Source organism: Algibacter marinivivus (assembly GCF_003143755.1).
GTDB lineage: Bacteria > Bacteroidota > Bacteroidia > Flavobacteriales > Flavobacteriaceae > Algibacter_B > Algibacter_B marinivivus.
In genome coordinates this window covers 613,120-630,312 of the sequence record NZ_QFRI01000002.1, presented here as the reverse complement: position 1 = coordinate 630,312, position 17,193 = coordinate 613,120, and the positions used below count along the sequence as shown (strand labels likewise).

General features: G+C 30.9%; 15 protein-coding genes. 10 read left to right on the top strand and 5 right to left on the bottom strand.

Translation table 11 applies throughout. The annotated features are described in order from the left end of the window. Positions 1 to 20 precede the first annotated feature (20 nt). From DIS18_RS11225 to DIS18_RS11195, 7 genes are read left to right on the top strand one after another with little or no spacing between them, the layout of a single operon-like run. The gene (locus DIS18_RS11225; RefSeq protein ID WP_181364036.1) at positions 21 to 956 is read left to right on the top strand and encodes an exostosin domain-containing protein; all 936 of its coding nucleotides are present in this window, start codon (positions 21 to 23) and stop codon (positions 954 to 956) included. 1 nt (position 957) lies between these two features. Beyond that, positions 958 to 1,959, top strand: coding sequence for a glycosyltransferase family 2 protein (locus DIS18_RS11220; protein WP_109353147.1), 1,002 nt, complete (start codon positions 958 to 960; stop codon positions 1,957 to 1,959). After that, entirely contained in the window at positions 1,956 to 3,068 is a 1,113-nt protein-coding gene (locus DIS18_RS11215; RefSeq protein ID WP_109353146.1) for a glycosyltransferase family 4 protein, read from the top strand. Before DIS18_RS11220 ends, DIS18_RS11215 begins: the two co-directional genes overlap by 4 nt. A gap of 6 nt (positions 3,069 to 3,074) precedes the next feature. Continuing rightward, positions 3,075 to 4,151 (top strand): glycosyltransferase, encoded by a 1,077-nt coding sequence (locus tag DIS18_RS11210; protein WP_109353145.1) that lies wholly within the window; start codon positions 3,075 to 3,077, stop codon positions 4,149 to 4,151. A 34-nt stretch (positions 4,152 to 4,185) separates the two neighbouring features. Beyond that, complete coding sequence (locus DIS18_RS11205; RefSeq protein ID WP_245925674.1) at positions 4,186 to 5,514, top strand: O-antigen ligase family protein; 1,329 nt, start codon at positions 4,186 to 4,188, stop codon at positions 5,512 to 5,514. Between the two features lie 13 nt (positions 5,515 to 5,527). Further along, positions 5,528 to 6,541 carry a glycosyltransferase family 4 protein gene (locus DIS18_RS11200; protein WP_109353144.1) on the top strand — a complete coding sequence of 338 codons (1,014 nt, stop codon included), beginning with the start codon at positions 5,528 to 5,530 and terminating at the stop codon, positions 6,539 to 6,541. Positions 6,542 to 6,598: 57 nt separating this feature from the next. Then, a complete protein-coding gene (locus tag DIS18_RS11195) occupies positions 6,599 to 7,990 on the top strand; it encodes a sugar transferase (protein ID WP_109353143.1) in 1,392 nt (463 codons plus the stop codon). 42 nt (positions 7,991 to 8,032) lie between these two features. Here DIS18_RS11195 and DIS18_RS11190 read toward each other — a convergent pair whose 3' ends face one another. Both DIS18_RS11190 and DIS18_RS11185 read right to left on the bottom strand, forming a co-directional pair. Then, positions 8,033 to 9,205, bottom strand: coding sequence for a lipoprotein N-acyltransferase Lnb domain-containing protein (locus DIS18_RS11190; protein ID WP_109353142.1), 1,173 nt, complete (start codon positions 9,203 to 9,205; stop codon positions 8,033 to 8,035). Then, the gene (locus DIS18_RS11185; protein WP_483860583.1) at positions 9,205 to 10,275 is read right to left on the bottom strand and encodes a putative type IX sorting system protein PorV2; all 1,071 of its coding nucleotides are present in this window, start codon (positions 10,273 to 10,275) and stop codon (positions 9,205 to 9,207) included. Before DIS18_RS11185 ends, DIS18_RS11190 begins: the two co-directional genes overlap by 1 nt. Positions 10,276 to 10,390: 115 nt before the next feature. On the opposite strand from DIS18_RS11185, the gene DIS18_RS11180 reads away from it, so the two are divergent. Both DIS18_RS11180 and DIS18_RS11175 read left to right on the top strand, forming a co-directional pair. Then, on the top strand, positions 10,391 to 11,134 hold the full coding sequence (locus DIS18_RS11180) for a CDP-alcohol phosphatidyltransferase family protein (protein WP_109353141.1): 744 nt from the start codon (positions 10,391 to 10,393) through the stop codon (positions 11,132 to 11,134). 10 nt (positions 11,135 to 11,144) lie between these two features. After that, complete coding sequence (locus tag DIS18_RS11175; RefSeq protein ID WP_109353140.1) at positions 11,145 to 11,954, top strand: TerC family protein; 810 nt, start codon at positions 11,145 to 11,147, stop codon at positions 11,952 to 11,954. Positions 11,955 to 12,161: 207 nt separating this feature from the next. On the opposite strand, the gene lptB is transcribed toward DIS18_RS11175, so the two are convergent. The 3 genes from lptB to DIS18_RS11160 all read right to left on the bottom strand — a co-directional run bounded on the left by lptB (position 12,162) and on the right by DIS18_RS11160 (position 14,737). Further along, positions 12,162 to 12,902: an LPS export ABC transporter ATP-binding protein gene (gene lptB / locus DIS18_RS11170; protein WP_109353139.1), complete on the bottom strand. Its 741-nt coding sequence runs from the start codon at positions 12,900 to 12,902 to the stop codon at positions 12,162 to 12,164. Positions 12,903 to 12,995: 93 nt separating this feature from the next. Then, entirely contained in the window at positions 12,996 to 13,820 is an 825-nt protein-coding gene (gene tatC, locus DIS18_RS11165) for a twin-arginine translocase subunit TatC (protein WP_109353138.1), read from the bottom strand. Then, a complete protein-coding gene (locus DIS18_RS11160; RefSeq protein ID WP_425428179.1) occupies positions 13,820 to 14,737 on the bottom strand; it encodes a KpsF/GutQ family sugar-phosphate isomerase in 918 nt (305 codons plus the stop codon). Before DIS18_RS11160 ends, tatC begins: the two co-directional genes overlap by 1 nt. Before the next feature lie 243 nt (positions 14,738 to 14,980). On the opposite strand from DIS18_RS11160, the gene DIS18_RS11155 reads away from it, so the two are divergent. Continuing rightward, complete coding sequence (locus DIS18_RS11155; protein WP_109353136.1) at positions 14,981 to 17,185, top strand: RecQ family ATP-dependent DNA helicase; 2,205 nt, start codon at positions 14,981 to 14,983, stop codon at positions 17,183 to 17,185. Positions 17,186 to 17,193: the final 8 nt, after the last annotated feature.

The window sequence follows — 17,193 nt, the reverse complement described above, 5'->3', positions numbered from 1 at the left end:
ATTTTACTCAAAATAAATACTTGAGTGACATTTATGTAATAGTTGAAGATGCTAATAGTGCGGATATTTTTATTTCACCTTTAGAATATACTTATGCTTTAAAATTCTATAAAAGAGAAGTAATAGATATACATAATAAAGCTAAGTCTCTAAAAAAAAATCTTTGGGTATATTCCGGTGGCGATTTTGGTTTTTCATTAAAAGATAAAACTATTTACAATTTCAGATTAAGTGGTTTTCATAGTAAATTGAATGAAAGAACCATAATAATGCCCTCATTTATAAATGATCCTTATAAGGCACATTTAAATTCAAGTTTTAAGACCTTGGACAAGGTTGATTCTCCAAAAATTGGTTTTGTAGGTCATGCCAATACTGGAGCAAAAAAGTATTTTAAAGAGCTTTTAAGCTATATTAAGAGTAATGTAAAACGCATTCTATTTAAAGAAAAGAAAGATTATCAATCATTTTACCCATCAAGTATTAAAAGGGCTAGTTATTTAAATGCATTATCAAAATCAAAAGCGCTTAAATCAAATTTTATTTTAAGAAAATCTTATAGAGCAGGAGTTAGAACCGCTAAAGAGAAATTATTGACAACAAATGAGTTTTACAATAACTTATATACTAATCCATATACATTTTGCTTGAGAGGTGCTGGTAATTTTTCTGTTAGATTTTATGAAACTTTAGCTGTTGGTAGAATTCCTATACTAATAAATACCGATTGTAGATTACCTTTATCAGGTGTAATTGATTGGAATCAGCATTCTTTAATTATTGATGAATCTGAAGATGATAGAATGGTTGAAAAGATAATAGAATTTCATAATAAATTGGATGATAAAGCTTTTACTCAATTACAAGAAAGTAATAGGTTACTATGGAAGAATTACTTAAACAGAGAAGCTTTTTTTAAGGTTGTACATGATAGTTTTAAGAATAAATTAAAATGATATGACTAAAAATTTTTCATTAATAATTTGTACTTATTTAAGATCTCAAGCATTGCTTAAGCTATTAATTTCTGTTAGAAATCAAAGCTTGTATCCAAATGAAATATTAATAATTGATGGGTCAACAAATGATGAAACTCAGGTTATATTAAAGCAAAATCATTTTAATAACTTAAAATATTTTAAAGTTAAACCAGAGCAAAGGGGGTTAACTAAACAACGTAATTATGGTGTGAATCTAGTTTCTAAAGATTCGGAGATAATTTGTTTTCTTGATGATGATATTGTTTTAACACCAGCTTATTTTGAAAACTTAATTAGTACATATAGTTTGCATCCAGATGCTCTTGCTGTTGGTGGTTATATTGCTAATGAGGTCGTGTGGAAGAAAGTTTCTAAACAAGGAAATGCTAATATGTTTTATTTTGATGGTTGGGAAAGAAAGGAGCCTTCTAGATTTAAGCTTAGAAAAAAGTTTGGTTTGGAACCTGATACGCCTCCAGGTGTTTTGCCAACTTTTGCTCACGGTAGGTCTATTGGCTTTTTGCCGCCTTCTGGTAAAGTGTATCCTGTTGAATTAATTATGGGAGGGGTTTCTAGTTATAAAAAGTCCATTTTTGATAACTTATCATTTTCAACCTATTTTGAAGGTTATGGATTGTATGAAGATGCAGATTTTTCTCTAAGAATAGCTAAACTTGGGAAACTGTATGTGAATACCAGTGCGGAATTATCTCATCACCATGATGCATCAGGACGACCAAATAAATTTAAATATGGGAAAATGGTGGTAAGAAACGGTTGGTATGTATGGCGGGTAAAATATGAGAAACCAAATTTTAAAGCGAAGGTAAAGTGGAGCTTAACTGTTTTATTGTTGACAACTATTCGATTTTTAAATGTGTTTACAACAAAAGATAAAAAAGAAGCCTTTACGGAAACTTTGGGAAGAAAGGTAGGATGGCTATCTTTACTTTTCAATAAACCGAAGGTAAATCCATGAGATTTTTAATCTTAACGCATGTTGCTCATAAATTTAAAGATGATGAAATATCAGCTTACGCACCTTATGTAAGAGAGATGAATATTTGGTTGAAGCATGTAGATGAAGTGCTTTTAATTGCCCCAAAAAGTACTAGAAGCAAAACTGTAATTGATTTGCCTTATAATCATGATAACCTGATATTTAATGAAATACCATCAATAGAGTTTACGAATATAAAAAAATTGATTTTTTCCATAATTAAATTACCCATAATCTTAATTAAAATTTTCAGTGCTTGTAAAAAAGCGGATCATATTCATTTAAGATGTCCTGGAAATATTGGTTTGCTCGGGAGTATAGTTCAAATTTTTTTTCCAAAGAAAATTAAAACAGCTAAATACGCTGGGAATTGGGATCCAGAAGCTGTTCAACCTGTGAGCTATAAGTTTCAAAAACGTATACTTTCAAATACATTTTTAACCAAAAATATGACTGCATTAGTTTATGGTGATTGGGAAAATCAAACAAAAAACATAAAGCCTTTTTTTACGGCAAGTTATGCTAATGAAGAACGAGAAATAAGAGCACATAGGGATTATTCAGGTAAACTAAAATTTGTTTTTGTTGGAGGATTAGTTGAAGGGAAGCGCCCGTTGTTTGCTATTCAAATTATTGAGAAATTAAATGAGCTTGGTTATAATGTGTCTTTGGATTTGTATGGTGATGGTATTTTGAAAAAAGCTTTAAAAGCTTATATAAACGAAAAAACTTTACAGAATAAAATCAAATTATTAGGGAATCAGAGCAAAGAAACTATAAAAGGAGCTTTGAAAGAAGCTCATTTTTTAATTTTAGCATCAAAATCAGAAGGTTGGCCAAAAGCCATAGCTGAAGCGATGTTTTTTGGTGTAATTCCTATCTCAACTTCAATTTCCTGCGTGCCTTATATGTTAGATTATGGGAAAAGAGGTGTTTTAATAGATTTTGAGTTGCAAAATGCAGTAGAAGCTGTTAAGAGGTGTTTGGTTGATCCAGAGCTCCTAAAAACAATGTCTGAAGAGGCGTTTGTTTGGTCTCAAAAGTATACATTGGATAAGTTTGAGTCTGAGATTGTTAAATTATTATAATTACAAATGCGTGTATTACAATTAATAGATTCTTTAGAAACTGGGGGTGCTGAACGCGTTGCTGTTAATTTAGCTAATGTTTTGTCTGCTGAAATAGAGAAGTCATTTTTATGCGCAACAAGGAAAGAAGGATTGTTGAAAGAGGGTTTGTCTGATAATGTTAATTATCTGTTTCTGAATAAGCAAAAAACAATTGATTTTAAGGTAATTAAAAGGTTAAGTACGTTTGTTAAAACTAATAATATAGATATAATTCATGCGCATTCCACATCATTTTTTTTAGCTACAATAGTTAAAATTTCTAATAAAAAAACATCGATTATATGGCATGATCATTATGGAAATAGTGAGTTTTTGGAAAGTAGAAAAAATGGCATATTAAAATTTTGTTCAAAATATTTTTCACATGTATTTAGTGTAAATAGAAATTTGGAAAATTGGGCAAAACGTAAACTTAATGCAAGAAGCGTAAGCTATTTACCTAATTTTGCTTCTGTTGATAAAAATTTGTCTGAAACAAAACTTAATGGTGTTTCTGGGAAACGTATTGTATGTTTAGCAAATTTAAGACCTCAAAAAGATCATTTTACATTAGTTGAAGCTTTTAAAAGCGTTAATAATCTTTATCCAGATTGGACTTTGCATTGTATCGGTAAAGATTTTCAAGATGAGTATTCTAAGAAAGTTAAATCTAAAGTAAAAACATTAGGTTTAAGTAGATCTGTATTTTTTTATGACAGTAAACCTGATATTTATTATGTTTTGAGTCAATGTGAAATAGGTGTCTTATCTTCAAAATCAGAAGGTTTGCCAATTGCTTTACTCGAGTATGGTTTGGCAGGTTTAGCTGTAATTGCTACTGATGTAGGAGAATGTAAAAATGTTATTGAAAATAATGTTAATGGGTTTTTAATCAATTCTTTAGATTATAAAATGTTATATAATACTTTAATTAAATATATTGACAATAGAAAGCTTCGAAATGAATATTCTAAGCACTATAAAAATTATATTCAAGAGCATTTTTCAGAAAAATCTCAATTAGAAAAAATCATTAAAATTTATAAAGATATCATCAAATAATTTGAAAAACTCTAATTACATAAAACTTATATTTTTGCATATTCTTATAGGAATTGCCATATTTAGTTTTGGAGTTCTATCAAAAGTTTACTTGTTAGTAATCTTTCTTTATTTTTCTAATAGAATTATTAAAAGTAAGCCTTCTCAAAAAGTATTACATGTTTTAATGGCTTGTAGTTATGTAGTTGGTGCTGAGGTGTTTTTAAGAATGACTGGAGGTAGCTTACTTTATGAAACATCAAAATATTTAGTAATTCTTTTTTGTTTGATTGGAATATTAGGTATCAGGCTTAAACAACCAATACCTTACATTGTCTATATTTTTTTACTTGTTCCAGGGATTTTAGTAGCAGGTTTTAACATGACAGAACAAACTACTATTCGTACTGCAATAGCGTTTAATTTAAGTGGACCTGTGTGTTTAGGTGTTGTATCTATATTCTGTTATAAGCAAAAATTAACCTACCAAAGTATGCATAAAGTATTGTTGGCTATGGCATTGCCTTTAGTTACCATAACAACGTATTTATTTGTTTATGCACCTAGTATTAGAGATACTGTAACAGGTACAGGATCTAATTTTGCGGCTTCAGGAGGTTTTGGTCCTAATCAAGTAGCTACCGTTTTGGGTTTAGGAATGTTTATTTTTAGTATTCGCTTTTTTATGCTTTCCCCGTCTTTGTTTTTAAAAATTATTAATGGGTTATTAGTATCAGCAATTAGTTATAGAGCCATAGTAACATTTAGTAGAGGAGGTGTAATAGTAGCGTTGATAATGATTGTAGCTTTTGTTTATTTCTATTTTATAAAAGTAAACGTGAAAGCAAAATTCAGAATTAGCAGAACCGTTTTTCTTTTTTTAAGTATCGGATTATTGATTTGGTTGTTTTCATCAATTCAAACTAGTGGGTTAATAGATAAACGCTATACTAACAGAGATGCTTTAGGTAGAGAAAAGGCTGATATTTCAACAGGTAGGGCAGATTTAGTTTCTTTTGAAATTGATGAATTTTTGAAAAATCCAGTTTTAGGTGTAGGAGTAGGTAAAATAAAAGAACTTAGACAGAAAAGTGAAGGTATTGAAGCTGCATCTCATAACGAAATGAGCAGAATTTTATCAGAACATGGTTTGTTTGGAATGGCAGCTTTCATAATTTTATTAATTGCTCCTTTACTTTTTCGAATACGAAATAGGACGAATGTTTTCTTCTATTCACTTTACCTTTTTTGGTTTTTAACTATTAATCATTCATCTATGCGTATAGCAGCACCCGCATTTGTTTACGGATTATGCTTGTTGGATATTCAATATAAATCTGGTTCGATAAAAAAAAGAAAAGTATTAAAAAAGAAAAGTGTTTAATATTAGCCAATCAATGAAAACTCTAATATACATAGGAAATAAGTCTGGAGTTAAGGAAGGTGCAAACTTGACTTCAATTGATATATTGGGTAAGTTACTTAAAGAAAGTGGTTATAATATCTATTGCGCTTCTAGTAAAAAGAATTTAGTTATTAGGTTGTTAGATATGATATGGACTTGCTTTAGATACAGAAAACAAGCCGATTATGTGTTAATTGACACCTATAGCACATTAAATTTTTACTATGCTTATTTTGTGAGTCAATGGTGTAGAGTATTGAAATTAAAATATATTCCTATTCTACATGGTGGTAGTTTACCAAATAGGTTAAAAAATACGCCTAGGTTATCCAAAGCAATTTTTAATAATGCCTATGTAAATATTGCCCCTTCAGCTTACACTGAATCAAATTTTAAAAGTTTGGGTTACAATAATATTGTTTGTATCCCTAATTCAATAGAGATTAAAAATTACTTATTTAAAGAAAGAACTTTTGATAGTATAAAATTGCTATGGGTGCGTTCTTTTTCAAAAATTTATAATCCTTTGTTGGCTATTGATGTTTTAAAGGTGCTTAAAGATAAAAATATAGAGGCAGAACTTTGTATGGTTGGTCCTGATGGAGATGGAAGTTTGTTAGAAACAAAAAAACATGCAGAGAAATTAGGTGTTAAAGTCGATTTTAGAGGAAAACTGACTAAACAAGAGTGGATTAAATTATCAAAAAATTTTAATATTTTTATTAATACTACAAATTTTGACAACATGCCTGTTAGCGTTATTGAAGCTATGGCTCTAGGTTTACCAGTGGTGTCAACTAACGTTGGAGGGTTGTCGTTTCTAATTCAACATAATAAAAATGGTTTTCTAGTTGAGTCTGGAGCATCTAATCTGTTTGTTGATACAATCATTAACCTCACTAATTCACCAGAAAAAACGAATCAAATAGCTAAAGAGGGTAGAGATTATGTAGAACAATTTGATTGGGAAATTGTTAAAAACCATTGGATTAAACTGTTGAAATAATTAACAAACAATGAAATTACTTGCTATATTTATGCATTCTTAACAACTCCCTAAAGAATGGCTAAAAGCGGTATACATTTTAATATCTCTGAGAGGAAAATTCTCTTGCGTATTTTTGATGTGCTTTCTATTCTTTTTGTGCTTTATTTAGTGAGTAATAGCTTCGATTTTGACTATTTTACAATTACTAAAGAAAATTGGACATGGGTTTTAGTACTAGTTTTATATATATCCATTTTTGCTACAGTTTTTGAGCTTTACGATTTACAAAAGTCAAGTAAAATTGAAAAAATTACTTCTGGAATCGTTTTTACAGTCTCAATAACAGTGCTTTTTTATCTTTTAACGCCATATTACACACCTGTTTTACCAGATAATAGGTTGCAAATAGTATTCTTTTATTTTGCTATTCTTTTAGCTTTATTTCTATGGCGATTAGCTTATATTACGTTTATAGTTTCTCCTAGGTTTTATAAAAAGGTTTTAATTATTGGAGAAACGTCTAATATTGAAACCATTGTTGAGGCTTTTAAAAGTTCAGATCCTAATTATAAAATAGTTGGATTTGTTAATTGTGAAAAAGACAAAATGTCTGCTGTTAAGTTCAATGGAATTAAAGAATATGCACCGAGGCATATAAGAGATGTTATAAAACAAGAAAATTTATCAGAAGTTGTAGTGGCAAGCTATAGCTCTGAGAATATCACTTCAGAAATCTATTATACACTTATAAAATTATTAGAAGAAGGTTTTCCAATTAACGAATATACTCAAGTATACGAAGACTTAACACAGCGTATACCAGTTCAATTTGTAGGTAAAGATTTTTATAAATATTTCCCTTTTAGTAGAAATAATCAGAACAAGCTTTATTTATTTTATCATCGTTTATTTGATGTTTTAATCTCATTAATTGGTGTTTTAATAGGATTAATATTTTTGCCATTTATTTTGTTAGGAAATTTTATTGGTAATAAAGGACCACTATTTTATTCACAAGAAAGAGTTGGTAAAAACGGAAACCTTTTTAAGATTATAAAATTCCGAACCATGATAAAAGATGCTGAACAATCGGGTATCAAATGGGCTAAAAAAGGAGATGTAAGAGTAACTCCATTTGGTAAATTTTTAAGACACTCTAGATTAGATGAAATTCCACAGTTTATTAATATTTTGAAAGGGGATATGAGTTTAATTGGTCCTAGACCAGAACGTCCGTTTTTTGTAAGAGAGTTGTCTAAAATGTTGCCTTTTTATGAGACTAGACATATAGTTAAGCCTGGTCTAACTGGTTGGGCGCAGGTAAAAACAAGATACGCTGCATCGATAGATGATAGTTTACTTAAACTTCAATACGATTTGTACTACATAAAACACAGAGGCTTCTTTTTAGACATGAATATTTTAATAAAAACGATGAGTACAGTTATTTTCTTTAGAGGGCAGTAATTTAGTTTACAGTCTCAGTCTCAGTCTCAGTCTCAGTCTCAGTTAAAGTTTATTGTAGTGTTTTACTAAGAAAATATACCTTATAAATAGTGCTATTAATAACGGGATTAACCCAATGGCAAAAACTTGAACGCCAATACTCCAGTGCAACACTAAAAGGCAAAGTAGAATAATCAATAGCTTAATGTATTTTACAAACCAAGTATTTGCTTTTGTTTTTAAAAGTTGGCCAATCATCAAAATATTTAGTGCAAAGGCCCAAAGCAGGTTATAGTTTTGATGCGTACCAGTATGATCCGTTGCAAACCATAGTAATAGTATCATAATACCTATTAGGCCAGTTATTAAAAATAAGGTTACGTCAAGCCATTTAGTTCTCTTCTCTTTCTTGTAATCATTGTAGGTTATGTAAACTATTAGTATTCCAATTATACCTAAAATAAAAAGTGGACTCAATAGAAAGTTGCTAGCTTTTTTAGTTTCCTTTTTAGAGTATAAAACAACACTTTCTTTTACAAGTGATTTACCAGTATTTTTAATTTTTGCCTTTTCAAAAAACTTAAATATATTTTCTGGTAAAAACATATGATGTTCAGGAGAGGCTTTCCTGTCTATAACAGAGCCTAAAGCTAAATCTATCCCTAAACTACCCCAAGAATTTCTATTTAAGTTATTTTGAATAAGTGTTCTAAATGTAGCGTCTTGGTAGTCTTCAGGGTTATTAAAAGTAATGGTATTGTTTAAAGCTATATTACTAACGTCTTTAATTTTTGTTGCACAGTTATCATAAAAAAACTCGTATAAATAGCGTCTGTTTTCTGGTTTGTAATTATTTATTAAATAATCGTAAAGTTTCTGCTTTTCAGATTGATTAAGGTTTAAAACTTGCTCTTTTATGCTTCTATTGAAGTAGGTGTATATTTGATGAAATCTAGTAAAATTAGTCTTGTTTATTAGGTAATTTAGTTTTCCTTGTGCAAACTTTAAATAGAAATTAGGCGCATCAAAATCATATTCACCATAACCATAAACCACATCAAGTCCTTTTTTATGGTCTTTAATCCTGAAAGCACTATGTCCAAAAGCATCATTTAAAGATGTTCCAGGGCCAACTGTTAATACGCTTATTTCTGCTTGTAGAGATAATTTATTTTGTTGAGCAATAGTTATTTCAACAAATAAAAGAAGAAATATAAAAAGTAATTTTTTTTGCATTATCTAAAGATACTAAAATCAAGTTTCAAAGAGAACACATTAGAATAAAGTGCTACACTTTGGTCGCCAATGTCAGTGAAGGCATAATCAATTTGAATACCGTTATACTTAAAGCCTAAGCCAAAACTAGGTTGAAAACTTAATTGTTCGCTGTTATCAATCTGTAATTCATTTTGAAAGTTACCCATGCCAGCTCTTAGGTAAACCATATCTATATAGCCAAACTCAAAACCTAACGCAGGATTAATACTTGCAAACGATGTTGAAATGATATCGTTATTTTCTTCAAAACGAACATTCAAATTAACAGCGGTTAGTAGCGTATAATCAAAATTAAAATCGACTAACTTAGAAATTCCTATTTGTAGTTTTGGTATTGTAATTTCTGTACTTTCTGGTAGTTCTTGATTCTGACCTTCAACAGCATCACTAATAGTTGCAAATTCATCTTCATCAATAGCCCAAGCATTAAAGGTAGTAGTAATATCCCTTGCCATAATACCAAACTTCCAATCGTTATCTGTTTCAAATTGAATACCAACATCTAAACCAAATCCCCATGAAGAAGCAAAATCTCCAATAACCCTTCTAATCACTTTTGCATTTACGCCATAATTTAAACCTTGAACAGGTAGCTTTCTAGCGTATGAAAATGTTAAACCATAATCTGCAGTGGAAAACAAACTGATTCTATCATAATTTATATTGCCTTCTGCATCAATAAGTTGCGTGGTGTTTAAAATATCATCAACTGCAAAGCGAATTAAGGAAATCCCAACAGCACTTCTATCATCTAAAGGCATTGCATAAGCTGCATAATCGTAGTTTGCTATGTTTGCAAAATAACTAGAATGCATTAAAGAAAGTTGATTGTCTTCAAGTTTTAATAAGCCTGCAGGGTTCCAATATCCTGCATTTACATCTGATGTGTGGGATGTAACAGCGCTACTCATACCCAATGCAGCAGCATCCACACCAATATTCATAAACTCATTAGAATATTTTCTAACTGTTTGACTAAATAAAGAAGCAGATAAAACACAAAATAATGTGGTGATGTAAAGTCTCAATCGCAATTTTTTTACAAAGATGCACATAATTTACATTCTTTAAAACTTCAAAATATAATAGATATTGCTCTAGACTCAATTTGTTTGTTATTTTTACAACATTAAAATACAGAATATGAAAAAACAAATACCCAATGCACTTACACTTTTAAACCTTTTGTGCGGTTGTATTGCTACTATTCTTGCAGTTAATAGCAATTTTGTTTCTGCAGCTATATTTGTGTTTCTGGGTATATTTTTTGATTTTTTTGATGGTTTTGCAGCTAGAAAGCTAAATGTTCAAAGTGAATTGGGTTTGCAATTAGATTCGCTTGCAGATATGGTAACTAGCGGATTAGTTCCAGGTATTTTCATGTACAAACTTTTAAGCTTAACAGTTGATATGCCTGAAATATCAAATGATTGGGATTCTATCGTTAGATTTGAAGGATTTAAAATAGCAACTTTGCCATTATTGGGTTTGCTAATAACACTTGCTTCTGCTTATAGACTAGCACAATTCAATATTGATGAAGATCAGCAAGGTTTTTTCAAAGGCTTACCAACCCCCGCAAATACGTTATTAATTATTTCTATACCATTAATTATTGAATTTCAGAACAGCGACGCTATAAATGCTATTATTCTTAATAAATGGTTTTTAATAGGTCTTACTTTTTTAAGCTGTTATTTACTTAATTCTGGTATAAAGTTATTTGCATTGAAGTTTAAAAATTATAGTTTTAAAGATAATGCTATCCGTTACGTATTTATAATTTTGTGTATTGTACTTCTAATTGTTTTACAATTTGCAGCAATTCCAATTATCATATTACTTTACATCATCATGTCTGTTTTAGACAATTCAACCTCAAAATAAATTAAAACTCATGTTAGAAAACATTTTCACACTATTAATGTTAGTGCTTTTACAAGCTGTTTTAGGATTTGACAACCTATTATACATATCTCTTGAAAGTAAAAAGGCGCCTATTTCTGATCAAAAACGCGTTAGAAAAGTGGGTATTTTAATTGCTATTGCGCTAAGAATTGTATTGCTTTTTGTACTGGTATCAATTATAGATTTCTTCCAAGAGCCATTTTCTTTTTTAACTGGAGGTATTGATGATGTTTTGAAGTTTGCTTTTAACGGACACAGTATAATTGTATTAGCAGGAGGTGGTTTTATAATTTACACTGCTATTAAAGAAATTTGGCACATGATTTCAGTCAAAGACTTAAGTCATGATGTTGAAGGTGATTCAAAACGAATGAAATCTGCAAATGCCGCTATTACTAGTATTGTTATCATGAATTTAGTGTTTTCTTTTGATTCTATTTTAGCAGCTATTGGATTAACAAGTTCTATTGAAAATTCTACAACAGCATTTATTATAATGGCAATAGCTATAGTATTTAGCGGATTATTAATGCTTATATTAGCAGATAGAATCTCTGCGTTTTTAGCTAAAAATAGAATGTATGAAGTATTAGGGTTATTTATACTCTTTATTGTTGGTATTATGTTAGTTACCGAGGGTGGACATTTAGCGCATTTAAAGATTTTTGATAACGAAATTGTGCCTATGAGTAAAACAACCTTCTATTTTGTTATTGTAGTTCTAGTAATTGTTGATGTTGTTCAAGGGCGCTACCAGAAAAAGTTGTTGCAGGAGCAGGAGGTAAGTGATAAGAATTAATAATTTGGGCGTTACCCTAAAGGGTCGGGCTTTTATTCATGCATTTCTATTTTAAATTTTTGAATTCATGAACATAAATGTTTCGTTCCAAGTCCTCGCACCTCTCCCGATAGCTATCGGGATCTGGGCTATCCACTACAATCCCTAACGCGGGCAAATCAGCAAGTGGTTTTTCTACCTTAATTTAGTTTAATTTGATAAGTGGCTTTAATCGCGAATCTTCTTTTTACGCAATTCAAAATTCTGCCCTAAATAAACCTTTCGAACCATTTCATCGTTAGCAAGATCTTCAGGAATACCGTGTTTTAAAATACCACCTTCAAACATTAGGTATGTTCTATCAGTAATGGCTAGGGTTTCTTGTACGTTATGATCGGTAATAAGAATACCAATATTCTTTTTGGTAAGTTGAGCTACAATACGCTGAATATCTTCAACAGCAACAGGGTCAACTCCAGCAAAAGGTTCATCTAAAAGAATAAAATTTGGGTCGGTAGCTAAAGCACGAGCAATTTCAGTTCTACGGCGCTCTCCACCAGACAATAAATCACCACGACTTTTACGAATATGACCTAAGCTAAATTCTTCAATAAGCGATTCCATTTTATCATGTTGCTCCTTCTTACTAAGTTTTGTAAGTTGTAATACACTTAAAATATTATCTTCAATACTAAGTTTTCTGAATACTGAAGCTTCTTGCGCCAAATATCCAATACCATTCTGTGCACGCTTGTACATGGGGTATTTAGTAATTTCAGTGTTATCTAAAAAAATATGACCACCATTTGGCTTAATCAAACCAACAATCATGTAGAAAGATGTTGTTTTTCCAGCACCATTTGGCCCTAATAATCCAACAATTTCACCTTGGTTTACTTCAAGAGAAACATCCTTCACTACTTTTCGTCCGCTATAGGACTTCATTAAATTTTCGGCTTTTAAAATCATATTTTATATACTGAACGCTAAAAGTAGTAAAATCATATACACTATAATAACGGAATGTTTAATTTTATTTTTCTTCCTTATAATTTACTAATTTTAGACAAGTTGTTTTTCTTTTTTCTTTTGATTCTTAATAACAACTTTAGAAATATAAATACTTACTTGGTATAGAATTAAAATAGGAATGGCTACTATAACTTGACTTGCAATGTCTGGAGGTGTGATAATTGCTGAAAGAATTAAAACAATTACTAAAGCGTATTTTCTATATTTTCTTAATATTTCGGGGGTTACCAACCCTATTTTGGTTAGAAAATAGATGATGATTGGTAGCTCGAAAATTAGGCCTGAGGCCAAAGCGGAAGATCTTACTAATGCGATGTAAGAACTGATATCTATTTGATTATCAACCTTAGTGGAAATACTATAGTTAGCTAAAAAGTTTAAAGATAAAGGGGTTACAATATAGTAGCCAAAAAGTACTCCAATAAAAAAGAGCATAGAAGAAATAATGATAAAACCACGCGAATGTTTACGCTCATTACTATGTAAACCTGGACTAATAAACTTCCATAACTGATATATAACGTAAGGAAAAGAGATAATGAAACCGCCCAAAATGGCTGTCCAAATATCTGCAGAAAACTGTCCTGCCATAGTACGGTTTTGGAGTATCATTGGCATTTCTTCTGCGCAAAATGTAGTATCTACACCAATAAATTTAGCAGTTTGACACAATAGATTATAAGTAGGGAAACTCATATCTAAAGGTGCAAAAATAATTTGATCGAAAACAAAACGACTAAAAATAAAAACCAAGGTAGCAACAATAACAACTGCAGTTATTATTCGAATTAAGTGCCATCGTAAATCTTCAAGATGATCTAAAAAAGACATCTCATTAATATTCTTCTTTGCCATTATATAATGCCTTCTTTTATCAAATCATGTAAATGAACAATACCTGAGTATTTGCCATTTTCTTCAACTAGCAACTGAGAAATCTCGTTTGTTTCCATAACTTCTAAAGCATCAATAGCCATAGCTTCGCCATCAATACGTTTAGGGTTAGCACTCATAATATCATTTGCTGTTAAGTTAGAAAAGTTGTCTACTTTACTTAGCATTCTACGTAAATCACCATCGGTAATAATACCTATAATAACATCGTTTTCAACAACTGCTGTAACACCAAGCATTTTTTCTGTAATTTCAACAATAACATCTTTAATGCTAGTTGTAGGGGTTACTTTGGGTTTTTCATTTATAGAAGAAATATCTTGAACACGTAAATATAGTTTCTTCCCAAGAGCACCTCCAGGATGATATTTTGCAAAATCGTTACTAGAAAAACCGCGTAATTCTAACAAACAAACCGCTAATGCATCACCAATAACAAGTTGTGCTGTAGTACTTGTTGTGGGTGCTAAATTATTCGGGCATGCTTCTTTTTCGACATAGGCATTAAGTATAAAATCAGCATGCTGTCCTAAAAAAGAGTCTGTATTACCAGTAATGGCAATCATTTTATTTTTTGCGCTCTTAATTAAAGGCACAAGTACTTTAATTTCAGGAGTATTTCCACTTTTCGAAATACAAATTACAACATCATCTTTAAGTATAAGTCCTAAATCGCCATGAATGGCATCTGCGGCATGCATAAAAACGGCAGGTGTTCCTGTAGAATTTAAAGTAGCTACAATTTTGTTTGCTATAATGGCACTTTTACCAATTCCCGTAATTATAACACGCCCTTTAGAGTTGTAAATAAGTTGTGTTGCCTCTGCAAAATCATCTGTAATTAAACTCGACAAGTTTAAAATGGCTTTACTTTCCATTTCAATAGTTTGTCTCGCAATATCAATAATAGAACTTTTGTCTTTCAAAATTTATTATTTTTGAGTTGATATTTAAAGATTTTGTTATCTTTAGTGTAAATCAAATTGAATTTTGTTGTAATTTGAAAATTCGTTACAAAACTAACGAAAAAAATATGAGGGTTCTCTAAATGCCATATGAAATTAATCAACCAATATTTCTGCTATTTAGAGATTTAATCAAATAATAATTTTATACAATTCATGTCAATAACAAAAAGTGACTTGCATGCTGCTCTTAAAAAATATTTTGGGTTTAATAAATTCAAAGGACTTCAGGAAGATGTTGTAGAAAGTTTACTATCAGGAAATCACACTTTCGTTATTATGCCAACAGGCGGTGGTAAATCTCTTTGTTACCAATTACCCGCTTTAATGCAAGAAGGTACAGCAATAGTTGTTTCTCCGCTAATTGCTTTAATGAAAAACCAAGTAGATGCCATAAGAGGTGTGTCAAAAGAAAATGGTGTAGCACACGTGTTAAACTCTTCATTAAATAAAACTGAAATTAAGCAGGTTAAGGAGGATATCACTAATGGGATTACTAAATTACTTTATGTAGCTCCAGAATCTTTAACCAAAGAAGAAAACGTTGAGTTTTTAAGGACCGTAAAAATATCTTTTATGGCCATAGATGAAGCGCATTGTATTAGTGAATGGGGACATGATTTTAGACCAGAGTACAGAAATCTACGTCATATTATAAAACGTATAGGCGATAATATTCCAATAATTGGTTTAACAGCTACAGCAACACCAAAGGTTCAAGAAGATATTATTAAGAATTTAGGGATTGGAGATGCAACAACTTTTAAAGCATCCTTTAACAGACCTAATTTATATTATGAAGTAAGGCCAAAAACAAAAAATGTAGATGTAGATATTATTCGTTTTATAAAACAGAACGAAGGTAAATCTGGTATCGTTTATTGTTTAAGTAGAAAACGTGTTGAAGAATTAGCACAAGTACTTCAAGTAAATGGCATAAATGCAGTGCCCTATCATGCAGGTTTAGATGCTAAAACACGTTCTAGCCATCAAGATAAATTCTTAATGGAAGATGTAGATGTTGTGGTTGCAACCATTGCCTTTGGTATGGGGATTGATAAACCCGATGTACGATTTGTAATCCATCACGATATTCCTAAAAGTATAGAAAGCTACTATCAAGAAACGGGTAGAGCAGGTAGAGACGGCGGCGAAGGCCATTGTTTAGCTTACTACGCATATAAAGACATAGAAAAATTAGAAAAATTCATGTCTGGAAAACCTGTAGCAGAACAAGAAATAGGTCAAGCATTATTACAAGAGGTGGTCGCTTTTGCTGAAACTTCTATTTCCAGAAGAAAATTTATCCTTCATTATTTCGGTGAAGAGTTTGATACCAAAACAGGTGATGGTGGTGATATGGATGATAACGTAAGACATCCAAAAAAGAAGGTGGAAGCCAAAGACAATGTAAAACTTCTACTAGAAACGATAGATAACACGAATGAAAAATATAAATCTAAAGATTTAGTAAACGTTATAATAGGTAAAGAAAACGCCCTGATTAACTCCCATAAAACAAACGAACAACCCTTTTTTGGTGCAGGAAAACACCAAGATAATAAGTACTGGATGGCGCTTTTAAGGCAAGTACTAGTATCAGGTTTTCTAAAAAAAGATATAGAAACCTATGGTGTAATTAAGTTACATGATTCTGGTAGAGACTTTATAAAAAAACCAGTGTCTTTCATGATGACCGAAGATCATATTTTTGAAGGTGAGCAAGAGGATGGTTCAATAATTACTGCAGCAAAAGGTGCAGGAGCTGTTGCTGATGAAGTTTTAATGGGCATGTTAAAAGACCTCAGAAAAAAGAGCGCAAAAAAGTTAGGTGTACCGCCATTCGTTATTTTTCAAGACCCATCCTTAGAAGATATGGCTTTGAAATACCCAATAAACCTTACCGAGTTAAGTAATGTACACGGTGTAGGCGAGGGGAAAGCTAAAAAATACGGTAAAGATTTTGTAGCCCTTATTGCAAACTATGTTGAGGAAAATGATATCATTCGTCCAGACGATTTGGTGGTAAAATCCACCGGAAGCAACTCTGCAAACAAGCTATATATCATTCAAAATGTAGATAGAAAATTACCGCTAGACGATATTGCCTCTTCAAAAGGTATGTCTATGGAAGATTTTATTAAAGAAATGGAAGTCATCGTTTATTCAGGCACTAAATTAAACATCGATTATTGGTTGCATGATATCTTGGATGAAGACCAACAAGAAGAAATCCACGATTACTTTATGGAATCCGAAACAGATGATATAGACGCAGCTATCGATGAGTTTGATGGTGATTATGACGATGAAGAACTCCGTCTATACCGTATCAAATTCATTAGCGAAGTAGCAAACTAATCTAAACA

Bases quoted from the DNA above. Each gene is read 5' to 3' on its own strand.
- DIS18_RS11220 (WP_109353147.1), top strand. From the start codon at position 958: ATGACTAAAAATTTTTCATTAATAATTTGTACTTATTTAAGATCTCAA.
- DIS18_RS11215 (WP_109353146.1), top strand. From the start codon at position 1,956: ATGAGATTTTTAATCTTAACGCATGTTGCTCATAAATTTAAAGATGAT.
- DIS18_RS11210 (WP_109353145.1), top strand. From the start codon at position 3,075: ATGCGTGTATTACAATTAATAGATTCTTTAGAAACTGGGGGTGCTGAA.
- DIS18_RS11200 (WP_109353144.1), top strand. From the start codon at position 5,528: ATGAAAACTCTAATATACATAGGAAATAAGTCTGGAGTTAAGGAAGGT.
- DIS18_RS11195 (WP_109353143.1), top strand. From the start codon at position 6,599: ATGGCTAAAAGCGGTATACATTTTAATATCTCTGAGAGGAAAATTCTC.
- DIS18_RS11190 (WP_109353142.1), bottom strand. From the start codon at position 9,205: ATGCAAAAAAAATTACTTTTTATATTTCTTCTTTTATTTGTTGAAATA.
- DIS18_RS11180 (WP_109353141.1), top strand. From the start codon at position 10,391: ATGAAAAAACAAATACCCAATGCACTTACACTTTTAAACCTTTTGTGC.
- DIS18_RS11175 (WP_109353140.1), top strand. From the start codon at position 11,145: ATGTTAGAAAACATTTTCACACTATTAATGTTAGTGCTTTTACAAGCT.
- lptB (WP_109353139.1), bottom strand. From the start codon at position 12,902: ATGATTTTAAAAGCCGAAAATTTAATGAAGTCCTATAGCGGACGAAAA.
- tatC (WP_109353138.1), bottom strand. From the start codon at position 13,820: ATGGCAAAGAAGAATATTAATGAGATGTCTTTTTTAGATCATCTTGAA.
- DIS18_RS11160 (WP_425428179.1), bottom strand. From the start codon at position 14,737: ATGGAAAGTAAAGCCATTTTAAACTTGTCGAGTTTAATTACAGATGAT.
- DIS18_RS11155 (WP_109353136.1), top strand. From the start codon at position 14,981: ATGTCAATAACAAAAAGTGACTTGCATGCTGCTCTTAAAAAATATTTT.